The organism is Bacillus sp. (in: firmicutes) (genome assembly GCA_012842745.1).
GTDB lineage: Bacteria > Bacillota > Bacilli > Bacillales > Bacillaceae_J > Schinkia.
This window is the reverse complement of sequence record DUSF01000014.1, coordinates 1-12,023: the sequence shown is the minus strand read 5'-3', so window position 1 is coordinate 12,023 and position 12,023 is coordinate 1. Positions and strand designations below refer to the sequence as shown.

Here is a 12,023-nt window from a genome sequence, read left to right as displayed (position 1 = left end):
TGAAGTGACTGTCCTGTTGAACAATCACCCCCTTTAGCAAAATACCATTTCTTATTTCGGTACTTCATTATGTTTTTCTATATGCTGTTCCAATAACTTAATAATTTGTTTATTCTGCTTAACTTGCATCCCCCCTCCTCTCACAAAATATTTAACTGGGATACTTATATATAGATTTAAAACGACTTTCGTTACAAGAAATTTTATATTTTTTATTTTGCTGACAAATATTAAAAGACTTGGTTCTATCGTATTCAAACCAAACCTTTTTCTATACTGAGAGATTCCTCTCTTCCTCAATGAAATAATTTTTCGTCAAAAAACCTGCTTAATAGTGAAGAAGCGACAGCCATGTTTGGCTATCACCCCGGTTTGTTGAATAATAAGAAAAGAGATTAGGTCGAATCCGTTATCTCCACTTAACTGCCAACCCTCAAAATAATTGCTATCGTGAAAAATATCAAAAGACAAATTATCTTCAAAATTAATTACCAATAAAGAAAAGTCCTCATAGAAATCGATTCCTAAAATTTTCTTACCCATCAAAATCTGCTTAATGGCTTTATTAGAGTATTTATCAGGTGCGTTAAAACAATCTGAGGTACCAATCATAATTTCTTTCTCTTTTCGTAATCTCCAAGGACTTTCGACTATCAATCCACCATTGTTAAAACTGATTCCAAGTGGAAGATTATCCTCTGTATTTACTTCTGTAACAACTTGCCTGGTAAAGTAACTAAAATCAATATTACTTGTATTCATATTCACACATCCGATCTATTTAGCTAAAGCCCCCTATAGTAAAAAAATTAACTTGATAAAAGTACAGACCAAACTATCGAAAGAATTATAAATCCAAACATAATTGAACCAAAAACAGTTTGATTTTGAACATCCTGACCATTCTTCAACTTCTTAGCAATTGATACGCAATTTGCAAAAAATATTATTGCAATAATTGGTGTTAGATACATAAAAATAAAAATCATAACATCCCCCTAAACAATTTTTATTGCCGTAAAATTCCATCATATTATTGAATTAACCCTTTACTTCAACAAAGACAGGTGAATTCCCTTGTTCAGCATTCGCCCTCGTTACTTAAATATTCGCCAACCAAAATAAGGTTATCATGATTAGCAAAATTATTCCAAAAGTTTTCATTAGTTAAATGTGGTTAACTCTTCTGAAACTGAATCTAAAAAATCTTTTTCAAATTTAATATAGTATGACTCATCTATCATTGTATTTATCATTCCATCGATTAATGATACCGATTGTATCGATGGAAGTTCCATTTTATCCTCAAACAATTGTTTAATTGGAATATTACTTTCTATTTTAGTAGTAAATTCTTTTAATTGTGTTTGTGGTATTACGTTTATTGTTTGATTTATAACTGCATTAATAAGGTATAATTGGTCTTCTTCATCCAAGCTTTTTCCCACAGTAGCATCCATCATTAATGCCACAACCTCTTCTCCATTTAAACGATGCGTCCCCTTTTTGAATTCAAATGCCACTTGAGATATAGCTCTTATTCGAATATCTTCTTGCAAGTCGTATTCTATCCCATTCACTGCATCAATCATCGTTGAAAGGGTTTCTAAATCCATAACAGCATAATAATCAATTGGTAAATCAAATAGGTTAGAAACTGTTGTTCTTACATCTTCAGCTCCTCCCGAACCGTTAACATAAGCATGTGATAATTTATCATATGGAGTAGTTCCATCATTCTTATCCAATATCGGAGCATAAGTATCACGAGGGATCGATACAACTTTCATCATCTTTTTATCTTTATTATAAGTAAGTAAAAGGTTAATAGGTATTCTATCACTCTCATCTTTTACCATAAATAGAGTGGTAAAATACTCGTCTTCTTGAGATACTACTCCATTCGAATCAGTTCCGTTATTTTCGTTATTAACGTTTCCTTGAAGAATCGTTGGAATAAACAAAAATAGACATAAGCCTACCGCAAACAAAGCAGCAGTAAGTGGAGCCAATTTTTTTGAAATAGATACTAGAGATTTCTTTTGGATATTATTCTTTTCCATTTTATGAAGTTGTTCAAACACTTTATCACGGTCTTCCTTCGTAAATGTTAGTTCTTGATTAGACATATGGTTAAATATATCTTTCGAACTTCTATCTTTCATTAAGTTCAGCCTCCTTTAACATCGACTCTAATCTTTGTTTTGCTCTTCTTAATCTAGTTTTCACTGTATTAACTGGAATATTTAAAACTTTAGAAATTTCATCTGTTTTTAAAGAATCATGGTAATATAGATAAACTACTTCTCGATACTTTTTGGGAAGAGAAATGATCGTCTCTTTCATTTGTTCGTTATTGTATTGATCAATAACTGATTTTTCTACTGATGGTAATACTGACTTGGCTGTTTCATTTATAAAACTTTTTACTTGAACCATTTTGTAATTCCAACTTTTTAAATAATCTTTACATTCGTTAATGGTGATACGATAGAGCCATGTTTTGATTTGTGCGTCATAACGAAACGAATCAAGGTTTTTGTAACATTTAATAAACGTATTTTGAACCAGATCCTTAGCTATCTCGGCATCTTTCACATAAGAAAATGCCAATCGTACCAATTCATTACCGTATTCAATCATTATTTTTTCTAATACGTAATCTTTTTCTGATTTGTCCATTCTACTACCCTCCCTTTCAACCAACTTCAAATTCTGCTATTAGACGATTATCAAAACATAATAGGTTCAATTTTAAGAAAATATTTATTTTAACAAAGATTCTCTTCTAATCGGCGTTTAATCTTTAATTGATTTTTATAAATATTCGTAAAGAGAGCATCCATACAATTATAACTGAAATACACAACCTGTATCTTAGATTACCAAGTAATCATAGATACAGGCTTATTGTTTAAAATTATTCCTTTTTCCACTAAACTTCCCCTTTACTTCAATAAAAATAGGACTGCTATCACAATAGCTCCTCAGTTACTTTAAGAAATCATTTCTTGAATACTTTTTTCAACAGCTACATCCAATGAGCTATCTATATAATTACTAATTTTAGGTTTAAATTCATTATGATTATACCAATCTAATTGGTCATCACTTATTTTTCCATTTGTATACTCCGAGATAAATAATACTTCCCTATAAAAAACACGTTTATCCACAAATAAAGCATCATCTGCAATTTCTACAACAACCGTGTTATCATCAATGATTTCAAAATTAATATGTTCATACGACTTGTTTTTACCCTTCGGATATGAATGAAGGATTATATTCAGCAATTAGAAAATTGTATTGAAAAAACGAAAAAAGTAATTGGAAGGAATGAAGTTACAGCTGAATTTGGAGCTTTTAATGATACAAAATACTATGCGAAAGGTTTAGTTATAGCTTGCAAATATCATTTAAGAGACCTAGAGGAATTATTAAAATTAGCAAAAGAGGTTGTCCATTTTTGGGCAACCCCTATTTCGTCTAAGATTATTTAATTTAAAACGTATATTTTTGTTTTTCTGAAAGCAATCGATCTGTAGGTCTATTTATGTTTAAAGCTACATTTACCCTATAGAGTCCTTGTTTAGCATTCGGTGTAGCACGGATATAAATATCATAAACTATATGGTCCCTTGGCAAATAAGAAATTCCGCCCGCATAGGAGGGATCAATAATAACTTCAGCATTATTTGAATATGGTTGTGGCTTACTAAGATCAATCATTCTTGTAAAAAGATTTGGTAATCGTTTTAGGAATGTTTTTTGATAAACTGCAAAGCCGAATCAGAGATTGAAGGAAATAATGATAAAGCCTGTGCAATTTTGTAAATCCTCATATTATTTGAATGGGGGAAGAGAAAAAAAGACTGTAAATCAACTCGATTTTTATCAAGTTTGTCTACAGTCTACATCATAGCACGTATATGTCTAGATTTTGTTTCGATGTTGAAACATTAAACGATAATGAAACCGCATTTTGCAATGAAGAAAGAACTGATAGAAGTCGCAGCAACAGGTCCTTCCTTATAGTTGTTCCAAGTATTCACACAATCTACTAGTGCTTGGTCACAATTGCTACAACGGTTTGTCTTGTGTTTTTTATAACATTCGTCATGAATATAGCAACATCCATCTACTTTATTATATATAGGTCCACCACCGCCTGCTGAACCATTTGTTCCGCATTGCTGACCGCAATATTGGTATCCTCCTGGTAAACAAGTATCTCCAAAATCTTGTGCTTTAATTGGATCTGTTTCAAGATCTTCAATAAGTCCAGAACGATTTTTTTCCTTGATTGTTTTCCATGTATTCTCAATAGTATCTTCGACAAATTCGGTTCCTACAACGAATTTTTTAGTTGCCTGTTCATAATTAATGTCTAAAATAGTTGTTTTACTATCTTCAACAACTACACTAAGTCTAGCCGTTTCTAGAGTCTTTCCGTCTGGTCGTGAAATTAATCCGAAAATTAAGCTGACCAAAGACCTGGAATCTTCTAAAACATGAATCTCAACTTTCTCATTACTTTCCAGATTAACATCAAAGCTAATTCCTTGATGTTCGAAATTAACAAGGTCTTTATTAAGCTCTTTTTTTAAAAACTCCTTAACATCTTGAAATAATTTTTTTGTTTCAAGCATGGAAATTTTGCTATTTAAAGCATTTGGCTTGATTAGTTTGATATTTTTAATCGCTAAATCCATAAAGAAAACACTCCTTTGATTTTTATTATTGAAGAACATTTGGCTTTTTTTGTTCTTCTTATTATTAAAAGTGATGCTTTGGATTATTTTTGAAACCAAAGAAAAAATGAAATTTTAAATATTTCACCAAGTCTCTAGGTTTGGTAAAAATGGAATAAATTTGATATACTGGACATTCACTTGTTAAATGTATTTTTGATTAGCATCTTTGGTGTAATTAGGGGAGGAATTAGTTATGCACTTGTTTACGGTCATGTATTTTGCAGGGTTATTAATTGGAATTGGATTTTATGCTCTAACCTTCTTTTTCTCCAAAGAAATAGATTATAGAAAAAGAATATCAATCGTGGCTGTAATTGGAACAGTAGTACTAGCTGGAAGTTTGGTCATTGGTGGATTCAGAGGAATGCCATTTGGGGTACTAAGTGTAGGGATATTAACGATTTCTATTCTGCTAGTGATATTTGGTAAGAAATCTTTATTGAGAAAGTCAATCTTTACAATTATTGTTTTATTTGTTGCTGGCTCCTTTGCATTCTCTGCTTTAAACAAAACCGATTATTGGATTATAAGTAAAAAACATAAAGGTGCAATAGATGAGATTAGTAGATACTTAAACAAAGTGCAAAGCGATACAACTATTAGCGGGTATAAAATTTTCGACATCAATGAGGGGAGTAAAGCTGTTATCCTTTCTTTAGGAAAAGACAAGGCAGGAGATAATATAGAAGTGTTAAATATAAAGGAAATAAGTGGAAAAACGGTCATTTATATAAGAACTTTTTATAATAAATCGGAGGAAAAAAATCCAATGATTATTATTGGGTTAGATCGAGTAATGCCGGAGGTCGAAATTAGAGATACAGACGGTACACTATATGATAAGGCATCGGAATAAAAAATAATCAAGAAGGGCACTATCAAAAAGACATAAAACACGCTAAGGTATTGTTCAAATAATAAGGAATTAGATGGATTTATCCTATTTGGGACCTTACCAACAAAACCATAGTTTTGCTAGTGATACCCTTTTACAGTTTTATCGTAGGTTAAAGGAAATGGAGGAATAAGACGGGGTATAAATGGGGATTTTTCATATGTGTCCCCTAATTCCTCGAATCGTTTCCGATACCCCGTTAACAGAATTTAGTGTATAGTTTGGAGAAGGTAAATAGAAAGCGAGTTAAAGTACATAAAAAAATAAATGAATAAAAAAGGATCACGATATTTTATTCATTAATTTGGTCCTGCAATACCAATTACAACTAGCAAAAGATAAATGAAAATCGTTACACCGATAAAGAGCGCGCCGTTCAACAACACACTAAACAATACAATGGGCTTATTTTTTGTTTTTATTCCCAAAATCAAAGCCACTAAAAAACCAATATCTGTAATTGTATAAAATGCGACATCAACCCACAAATTTGTTCCTTTAACAGCTCTTGGGAGAAATAAAAATACAATTGTAGCAATAAGTAAAATAAGAGCTAGGTAAATTGGTTTACCACCTTTTCTATTATTTTTAAACGACTTATCCATAAAATCTCCTCCATTACAAAATTATACTACAACTTTTTCTTTTAAACATAAAAAAACCGTCCTCAAAAGAAGACAAGTTTTTGTATTTGGATAATTTATTAATTCCAATCATAGTGAAGAACAATTCATAGCTAACATTTTGGCGTAGAAAGCTGCAATTAAAATATCAGCTCCATCCACATTTGTTCCTTCGGCACATCTAATTAATACTTTATCACATACACAACGTGCAGGATAACTAGGATTAGTAGTATAGCAATCATCGTGCCATTTGCAACAGGTATCCAATGAATTTATTGGAGTGCCTGAGCCGCAGCCCGCCCCGCACCAATTATATTTTTTACCTTTTAACGTACAACAAGAACCGCCCCATACACAATCAAGATATGCAGCTTGGGGCTCAACATCACGTTTATTTTGCGGTAATTTAAACGTATTTTCATCAAATTCTTTATCCACTTCATATTCGATTTTTCCGTTCTTCACTGCAGTTGTAAACACACGAGGAACTCCGTTTAACTCGTTGCGATAAATAGCAGCAACCTTTATGTCTTCCCTTTCAGTTGTCTTTGATGCAATAATTCGAAGCATTGCATCATCACTAAGCTGGACATAAATTTGCGTTTGTTCAATAGTTGCTACCTGAGTTTCGGAATTTTCATCAAAGTATTCAACATCAAAGACCTTCGTATTAAAATCTTCATTAACACAAATTCCTTTTTCATCTAAATACTCAATAGCCTTCTTTACATCTTGGTGCTCCATAACATTTAAAGAACTTGTTTTAAGTTCTTCTTTTGCAAGTCTTCCCCGCATATATTTCACTCCTTTAGTTGTTTTAGTAAGCTATTCCTTTTTTCTGCTTACACTTATTTAAGTGATTCGATTAGTCAATATGAAACCAAAATAAAAAATTTTTTTAGAATTAATTAATGCTAGTAAAACCTATTTTAATTTTCTTTTAAAAAAGAACCCACTGTACCGCAGTGAGCTCTTTTTTGATTTGAATTTATTGCCTAATACAGCATTTACAAAGTTGAATTTCGTATGTCGATTCGATAGATTTTTTCAACTTTTTTAGTTCCTTTGAATATTCAATGCAAATATTTTGATAAAATTCTTTCTCGGATTTTTCGGTACAATCATCAATAAATTGAGCCATTTTTAATAAATCAATTTTAATGCGATTGTATTTTTCTAGTTCTTTTTCCATAGTCATATTCATTTTCACTCCATAAAAAATATTAAAAGGTGACACCCGGATTCGAACTGGGGAATCAAGGTTTTGCAGACCTTTGCCTTAACCTGCTTGGCTATGCCACCATCATCTTATATAAAATGAAGTGGCAAAACTTATGAAAAAGTAAATCACTTTTCGCAAATTACTTTTGTTAATTCATTTTTCTCTTTGTATTTTTCACAAAAGGAATGGATTCCCAACTCTACAATTCTGCTCGTAAGATAAGATCCTAAGGTATCAGTAGCCCAAATGATTACAGGGAATAATAACGACTGAATATCATACATTTTTATTTGCTTTGAATTTTCCTCAGTTACTTTTTTTCTAATTAAATCAATAATTTCTGGCGATAAGCCTTTTCTGGTTGCAAATTCTTCATCAAAGGCAATGTTCATATCTTCAATAGAAAGGGGCTCTTGAATAAATTTTAATTTGTCTTTCGGATTCAATTAAATCGACTCCTTTTAATTTAAGAAGTAAAGAGAAATTAATTTGTAAACTCCATTAATAAAAAACACCCTTCGCTGTTAAGGGTGTTTTTTATTGTTAAGGTCTGTAGAAATGCATTCTATCATTTTTATTTAAGCTGTATAAATCCGTTGCCGACTTGATTAATTGAGAAGTTTTCCAATGGCAAAGCGTGAAACAATAAGTAATCATATACATACATAGGTGCCAAATGTGGTTCAATATTATTTAAAGTTTTTAGGATAAGTGCAGCAGAACCAGCTACGAAGGGTGATGCCATAGAAGTTCCGGTTAATTCTACATAATCACTATTTAAATGAGTCGATAAAATATTTTCACCAGGACCAACAAAATCCAGATTTACATTTGTATTAGAAAACTTTGATGGTGTTTGGGATTCGGAAATTGATCCAACTTGAATAACTTCTTTATAAAAACCAGGATATGAAATTTCTATTGTTTCTAAATTTCCATCTCCTTCGTTACCAGCCGCAGCCACTAATACAACCCCTTTAGAACGAGCGTACTTAATGGCGCGGTGCAAATCCTCATTTGGTTCCGAACCTCCCAAAGACATATTAATAACATTTACCTTCTCTCTATTGGGTCCTTCCCAATCAGCTGCGTATTTAATAGCCTCTATTAAATTTTCGAAGCTACCTCTTCCTCGCTGATTAATTACTTTAAGGATAAGCAATTTACTCTTAGGTGCAACACCTACAACCCCTTTATTGTTATCTGCTGCTGCGATAATACCTGAAACGTGAGTGCCGTGCCCAATATAATCACTATAAATGTCAGGGTTACCTCCGTCATCATCCGTAAAATTATATCCCCCAATAATGTTTTCTACTAAATTCGGATGCTCTTTTTGAACGCCACTATCTAAAACAGCTACAACAGTTCCAAAGCCTTGCTCCGTTTCCTCCCATAATTCCCTTGCTCGTATTTTATCTAGATTGTCGGGAACAACACTTAGGGTTTTGAACAACTTTACAATTTTTACTGGTTGAATGCCAATTTCAGGTTTAACGGTTATATCGTTATTTCTCATTCTCTATCCCCCTCCTATATTTTATAAGTGATTTATAGGGGAAATTTTGAAACAAAAAAGTCGGATTTATCGGCTCTAAAAGCATATATTTTCAAATTTCTTTTGGTTGAATCCAATAATTTCATCTTTCTCTCCTGTTAATTCGTCCTCAATGATTGTAAAAGGAACTGCTGTTACGCCACGTTTTTTTAATTCTTTAGTTACCTCTGGATTCTCAGTATTGATTGCTTTGAAAGGGACTCCTTTTTTTGTTAACCAGGCTTTTAAATTCGCGCAATGTCCACAATAATCGCTAAAATATACGGTAATTTTTTTATTTTCCATTTGTTACACTCCTTCATTTGTTTTATAGAATAATAAGTGGGAGACCTAATACAGAAGTAAACTAGTTTGTTGAAATCTTAGTTATTTTTTACTATTTTGTAAAAAAATATATTAATATGAACATACGTTCTTCAAAATGGTTTATAATTAAGGCATTAACTTCACTTTCTAGAGTAGGTAAAAACAAAAAGAAAGAGAGTGGGGTACAAGTGTCCTTAGAAAACTGTAACGAACGTGTGAAAGAGCTACTTAGAAAAAATCGCATTTTAGAAAATCCTTTAGTTAAAAGATTCTTGGAGGATGATAATTACTTTAATATATTTGAAACTTCAATTTTAGAGCCAACAGAAGAAAATAAAAACAAAGTAGAAGAAGTGTTTAAAAACTATTACGAGAAAATTAGAATGAATGCTTATTTCAATAATCTTATTCGATATTACGCAATCGATTTTGATAAAAAAATAAGGAAAATAAATAACCGGTATACTCTTACTTTAGACAAGCCGATTGATGGTGCTGAAGAAGGTATAGCAACTCTCAAAGATTTGATTGAGAATGAATCAATTGGAGAAGAAAGCGAAAAAAGCGAAAGCAGTTTAAAAGAAGAAATCAGCAATGAATTACTTTTTCGAGCATTGGAAGTCCTAACTGATTTTCAATATCAAATTCTAGATATGATTTATGTTAAAAATCTCACCAAGACACAAATTGCCAATTTAATAAATTCAACTCCACAGAACATTTCGAACACACACAGAAGAGCACTTAATAAACTTAAAAAAAATATAGTAGGTGAAAATATTAATGACTAAAGAAAACTGTTACAGCTTGGAACAGGATAATTTAAAAAGATTTGAAAAAGTAATTAAAAAATCGCTTTACCAAACAGCACTACAAGAAAGAGAATATTTGGAACAGGAGCTCTATATAAAATTATTCGAGAAGATGAAAAACTTGAATTTCAGAGAAGAAGCACCTAGCTTTTGGGGATTATTTGAAAAAATTTAAAATCAAAAAAGGTTAAATAATTTAAAAAAAATCTTATTGCATCATATCTTACCTCTAGGCTGGAAACATATTAATTTACTAGGAGAATACCAATTCAATTTAGAGAAAATCGTCTCGTTAGATTCTTTAAGACCAATGAAACTTTCTTAACATTGTTAAAAACAGGGATCCGTCAGGAAAATGGGGCTTAGCGGTGTAAATCTGCGATTTTTCCGACGGCACGCCTTTTTGATTAAACTATGAAAGGATTCAATACAAGCGTTGTCATAACAGTTTCCTTTCCTGCTCACTCTTGATTCCATATTGTTCTTTCTTAGTATTTTTTGATATTCATTTAATGCAGATTGGCTGCCTCGATTAGAATGTTGAATAAGTCCAGATGAAGGGGTACTACCAACAAAAAAATATACGTTAAGGGGCGACCGAGATACGTGTAATTTGAGGCCATAAGTTAACTTTCATCTTTCTAAGCTTTATATGGGATAGTGTTTTTAATTTATTTGCAAAATCAGTTTACTTATTTGCCCAATACCTCACTTTGTATGATACAGCGGTAGAAATATAAATTGATAAATAATAGATTATCAATTTAAAAACAAGTTACCGTAAAAAGGAGGAATTGGCAATGATTCAATTTGGTCGGTTAACACCGGAAACAGAAAAACAAAGTAATAATGAACTATTTTCGGAGAAAAAAGAGTTTCTTAAGGTTCTTGAAGAAGAACAACTTTTGTATAAAGTTCCGGTAAATACAAAAGAAGCAACCTTTTTATACTCTAATGATGATAACACAAAGAATGAAAATGGTTTTGAAATTCGGGAAGTCAGTAGGCTCTTTGATTATAATAAGGAACTTAAAGTTATTCTTTCTGTTTTTATAGACTTAAATACAGAAGAAAAGAGTTATATAGTAAAAATTTGGCGTAATAATAATCATCAGCTTCAATACAAAGAATACGTTAATGCAGAATTAATAAATGATAGAGAATTTCCTTATAAAGAGGATTTAGAAATTTCCACTGAATTATTCGATAATTTACATGAACTTTCTAAAGAAGAAGAAAAAGACATTATTACTACTGCTGCTTATGATCCTGCCTCTTGTATTGAAAGGGGATCGTGTTGTCAGTTTAGCGGTGTTACTTATGCTTATTGTGGAAAATACTGCGGTTATAGACAAACGGCTGGTGGAAGTGATGATGGTTCGGATGCAATTAACGGGTTAGACGCTTGTTGCTTTTGGCATGACTGGTGTCTATGGGAGGGGCTTAGAAGTCGCTGTGGTTGTCACGACGGATTCTTAGACTGTGCAAGTGGAACTTCAGCAGCTCCAGGGGATACAACTATCCGTAATGGAATCCGTGGTCAAAAGGTGCTTGATGGTTGTTACTAATCGTGAAATAAAGAAACAAACCAACGGGTTCGGTCCTTAGATCGAACCCGTGACTATTTATACTGAAAGCTTAATCTTTAGAATTAAGGTGCAAAATTTGCTCCGAGCCATAAGAAGAATATAATGATAGAAACGTTAACAACCCACAATACAGAAGAAAAGACCGCTAACATTCTCCTTTCCTTTTTGTTAGTAAATGAAATAAATGTAAATAATGTTGATACAATCAAAAATATGAATACTAACGATACACCCAATTTATCACTAACGTTGACACTT

At 31.9% G+C, this 12,023-nt stretch carries 15 protein-coding genes, 1 tRNA gene and 3 pseudogenes; 6 read left to right on the top strand and 13 right to left on the bottom strand.

The features are described 5' to 3' along the window. Nucleotides 1–396 precede the first annotated feature (396 nt). The 4 genes and pseudogenes from GX497_01850 to GX497_01835 form a co-directional block, all read right to left on the bottom strand. Nucleotides 397–654: pseudogene (locus GX497_01850) on the bottom strand (hypothetical protein). 509 nt (nt 655–1,163) lie between these two features. Beyond that, entirely contained in the window at nt 1,164–2,165 is a 1,002-nt protein-coding gene (locus tag GX497_01845) for a LytR family transcriptional regulator (GenBank protein HHY71971.1), read from the bottom strand. Next, on the bottom strand, nt 2,155–2,682 hold the full coding sequence (locus GX497_01840; GenBank protein ID HHY71970.1) for a sigma-70 family RNA polymerase sigma factor: 528 nt from the start codon (nt 2,680–2,682) through the stop codon (nt 2,155–2,157). The genes GX497_01845 and GX497_01840 overlap by 11 nt, the downstream gene beginning before the upstream one ends. A gap of 314 nt (nt 2,683–2,996) precedes the next feature. Further along, complete coding sequence (locus GX497_01835; protein HHY71969.1) at nt 2,997–3,296, bottom strand: hypothetical protein; 300 nt, start codon at nt 3,294–3,296, stop codon at nt 2,997–2,999. Here GX497_01835 and GX497_01830 point away from each other — a divergent pair. Further along, the gene (locus GX497_01830; protein ID HHY71968.1) at nt 3,276–3,503 is read left to right on the top strand and encodes a hypothetical protein; all 228 of its coding nucleotides are present in this window, start codon (nt 3,276–3,278) and stop codon (nt 3,501–3,503) included. The two genes, GX497_01835 and GX497_01830, sit on opposite strands and share 21 nt — an antisense overlap. 459 nt (nt 3,504–3,962) lie before the next feature. On the opposite strand, the gene GX497_01825 is transcribed toward GX497_01830, so the two are convergent. After that, nucleotides 3,963–4,715 carry a hypothetical protein gene (locus GX497_01825; GenBank protein ID HHY71967.1) on the bottom strand — a complete coding sequence of 251 codons (753 nt, stop codon included), beginning with the start codon at nt 4,713–4,715 and terminating at the stop codon, nt 3,963–3,965. Between the two features lie 235 nt (nt 4,716–4,950). On the opposite strand from GX497_01825, the gene GX497_01820 reads away from it, so the two are divergent. Then, entirely contained in the window at nt 4,951–5,613 is a 663-nt protein-coding gene (locus tag GX497_01820) for a hypothetical protein (GenBank protein ID HHY71966.1), read from the top strand. A 338-nt stretch (nt 5,614–5,951) separates the two neighbouring features. On the opposite strand, the gene GX497_01815 is transcribed toward GX497_01820, so the two are convergent. The 7 genes from GX497_01815 to GX497_01785 all read right to left on the bottom strand — a co-directional run bounded on the left by GX497_01815 (nt 5,952) and on the right by GX497_01785 (nt 9,343). Continuing rightward, a complete protein-coding gene (locus GX497_01815) occupies nt 5,952–6,257 on the bottom strand; it encodes a hypothetical protein (protein ID HHY71965.1) in 306 nt (101 codons plus the stop codon). Between the two features lie 108 nt (nt 6,258–6,365). Next, nucleotides 6,366–7,073: a hypothetical protein gene (locus GX497_01810; protein ID HHY71964.1), complete on the bottom strand. Its 708-nt coding sequence runs from the start codon at nt 7,071–7,073 to the stop codon at nt 6,366–6,368. A gap of 193 nt (nt 7,074–7,266) precedes the next feature. Beyond that, nucleotides 7,267–7,482 carry a hypothetical protein gene (locus GX497_01805; protein HHY71963.1) on the bottom strand — a complete coding sequence of 72 codons (216 nt, stop codon included), beginning with the start codon at nt 7,480–7,482 and terminating at the stop codon, nt 7,267–7,269. Between the two features lie 24 nt (nt 7,483–7,506). Then, nucleotides 7,507–7,580: transfer RNA gene (locus GX497_01800), tRNA-Cys, on the bottom strand. 45 nt (nt 7,581–7,625) lie between these two features. Beyond that, nucleotides 7,626–7,946 (bottom strand): hypothetical protein, encoded by a 321-nt coding sequence (locus GX497_01795; protein HHY71962.1) that lies wholly within the window; start codon nt 7,944–7,946, stop codon nt 7,626–7,628. Between the two features lie 128 nt (nt 7,947–8,074). Continuing rightward, the gene (locus GX497_01790) at nt 8,075–9,019 is read right to left on the bottom strand and encodes a S8 family peptidase (GenBank protein ID HHY71961.1); all 945 of its coding nucleotides are present in this window, start codon (nt 9,017–9,019) and stop codon (nt 8,075–8,077) included. A 75-nt stretch (nt 9,020–9,094) separates the two neighbouring features. After that, nucleotides 9,095–9,343 (bottom strand): glutaredoxin family protein, encoded by a 249-nt coding sequence (locus GX497_01785; protein HHY71960.1) that lies wholly within the window; start codon nt 9,341–9,343, stop codon nt 9,095–9,097. Nucleotides 9,344–9,459: 116 nt separating this feature from the next. Between GX497_01785 and GX497_01780 the strand changes: the two genes are divergently transcribed. The 3 genes and pseudogenes from GX497_01780 to GX497_01770 all read left to right on the top strand — a co-directional run bounded on the left by GX497_01780 (nt 9,460) and on the right by GX497_01770 (nt 10,501). Next, entirely contained in the window at nt 9,460–10,155 is a 696-nt protein-coding gene (locus GX497_01780) for a sigma-70 family RNA polymerase sigma factor (protein HHY71959.1), read from the top strand. Continuing rightward, complete coding sequence (locus tag GX497_01775; GenBank protein ID HHY71958.1) at nt 10,148–10,351, top strand: hypothetical protein; 204 nt, start codon at nt 10,148–10,150, stop codon at nt 10,349–10,351. The genes GX497_01780 and GX497_01775 overlap by 8 nt, the downstream gene beginning before the upstream one ends. A gap of 3 nt (nt 10,352–10,354) precedes the next feature. Next, nucleotides 10,355–10,501 (top strand): annotated as a pseudogene (locus GX497_01770) (transposase). A 5-nt stretch (nt 10,502–10,506) separates the two neighbouring features. Here GX497_01770 and GX497_01765 read toward each other — a convergent pair. Continuing rightward, nucleotides 10,507–10,728 (bottom strand): annotated as a pseudogene (locus GX497_01765) (hypothetical protein). 248 nt (nt 10,729–10,976) lie between these two features. Here GX497_01765 and GX497_01760 point away from each other — a divergent pair. Further along, nucleotides 10,977–11,744, top strand: coding sequence for a hypothetical protein (locus tag GX497_01760; GenBank protein HHY71957.1), 768 nt, complete (start codon nt 10,977–10,979; stop codon nt 11,742–11,744). The last annotated feature ends 279 nt before the right edge of the window (nt 11,745–12,023 follow it).

What these genes read in the sequence shown, in the direction of transcription:
- GX497_01845 (HHY71971.1), bottom strand. Translation starts at nt 2,165, where the DNA reads ATGAAAGATAGAAGTTCGAAAGATATATTTAACCATATGTCTAATCAA.
- GX497_01840 (HHY71970.1), bottom strand. Translation starts at nt 2,682, where the DNA reads ATGGACAAATCAGAAAAAGATTACGTATTAGAAAAAATAATGATTGAA.
- GX497_01830 (HHY71968.1), top strand. Translation starts at nt 3,276, where the DNA reads ATGAAGGATTATATTCAGCAATTAGAAAATTGTATTGAAAAAACGAAA.
- GX497_01825 (HHY71967.1), bottom strand. Translation starts at nt 4,715, where the DNA reads ATGGATTTAGCGATTAAAAATATCAAACTAATCAAGCCAAATGCTTTA.
- GX497_01820 (HHY71966.1), top strand. Translation starts at nt 4,951, where the DNA reads ATGCACTTGTTTACGGTCATGTATTTTGCAGGGTTATTAATTGGAATT.
- GX497_01815 (HHY71965.1), bottom strand. Translation starts at nt 6,257, where the DNA reads ATGGATAAGTCGTTTAAAAATAATAGAAAAGGTGGTAAACCAATTTAC.
- GX497_01810 (HHY71964.1), bottom strand. Translation starts at nt 7,073, where the DNA reads ATGCGGGGAAGACTTGCAAAAGAAGAACTTAAAACAAGTTCTTTAAAT.
- GX497_01805 (HHY71963.1), bottom strand. Translation starts at nt 7,482, where the DNA reads ATGAATATGACTATGGAAAAAGAACTAGAAAAATACAATCGCATTAAA.
- GX497_01790 (HHY71961.1), bottom strand. Translation starts at nt 9,019, where the DNA reads ATGAGAAATAACGATATAACCGTTAAACCTGAAATTGGCATTCAACCA.
- GX497_01785 (HHY71960.1), bottom strand. Translation starts at nt 9,343, where the DNA reads ATGGAAAATAAAAAAATTACCGTATATTTTAGCGATTATTGTGGACAT.
- GX497_01780 (HHY71959.1), top strand. Translation starts at nt 9,460, where the DNA reads ATGAACATACGTTCTTCAAAATGGTTTATAATTAAGGCATTAACTTCA.
- GX497_01775 (HHY71958.1), top strand. Translation starts at nt 10,148, where the DNA reads ATGACTAAAGAAAACTGTTACAGCTTGGAACAGGATAATTTAAAAAGA.
- GX497_01760 (HHY71957.1), top strand. Translation starts at nt 10,977, where the DNA reads ATGATTCAATTTGGTCGGTTAACACCGGAAACAGAAAAACAAAGTAAT.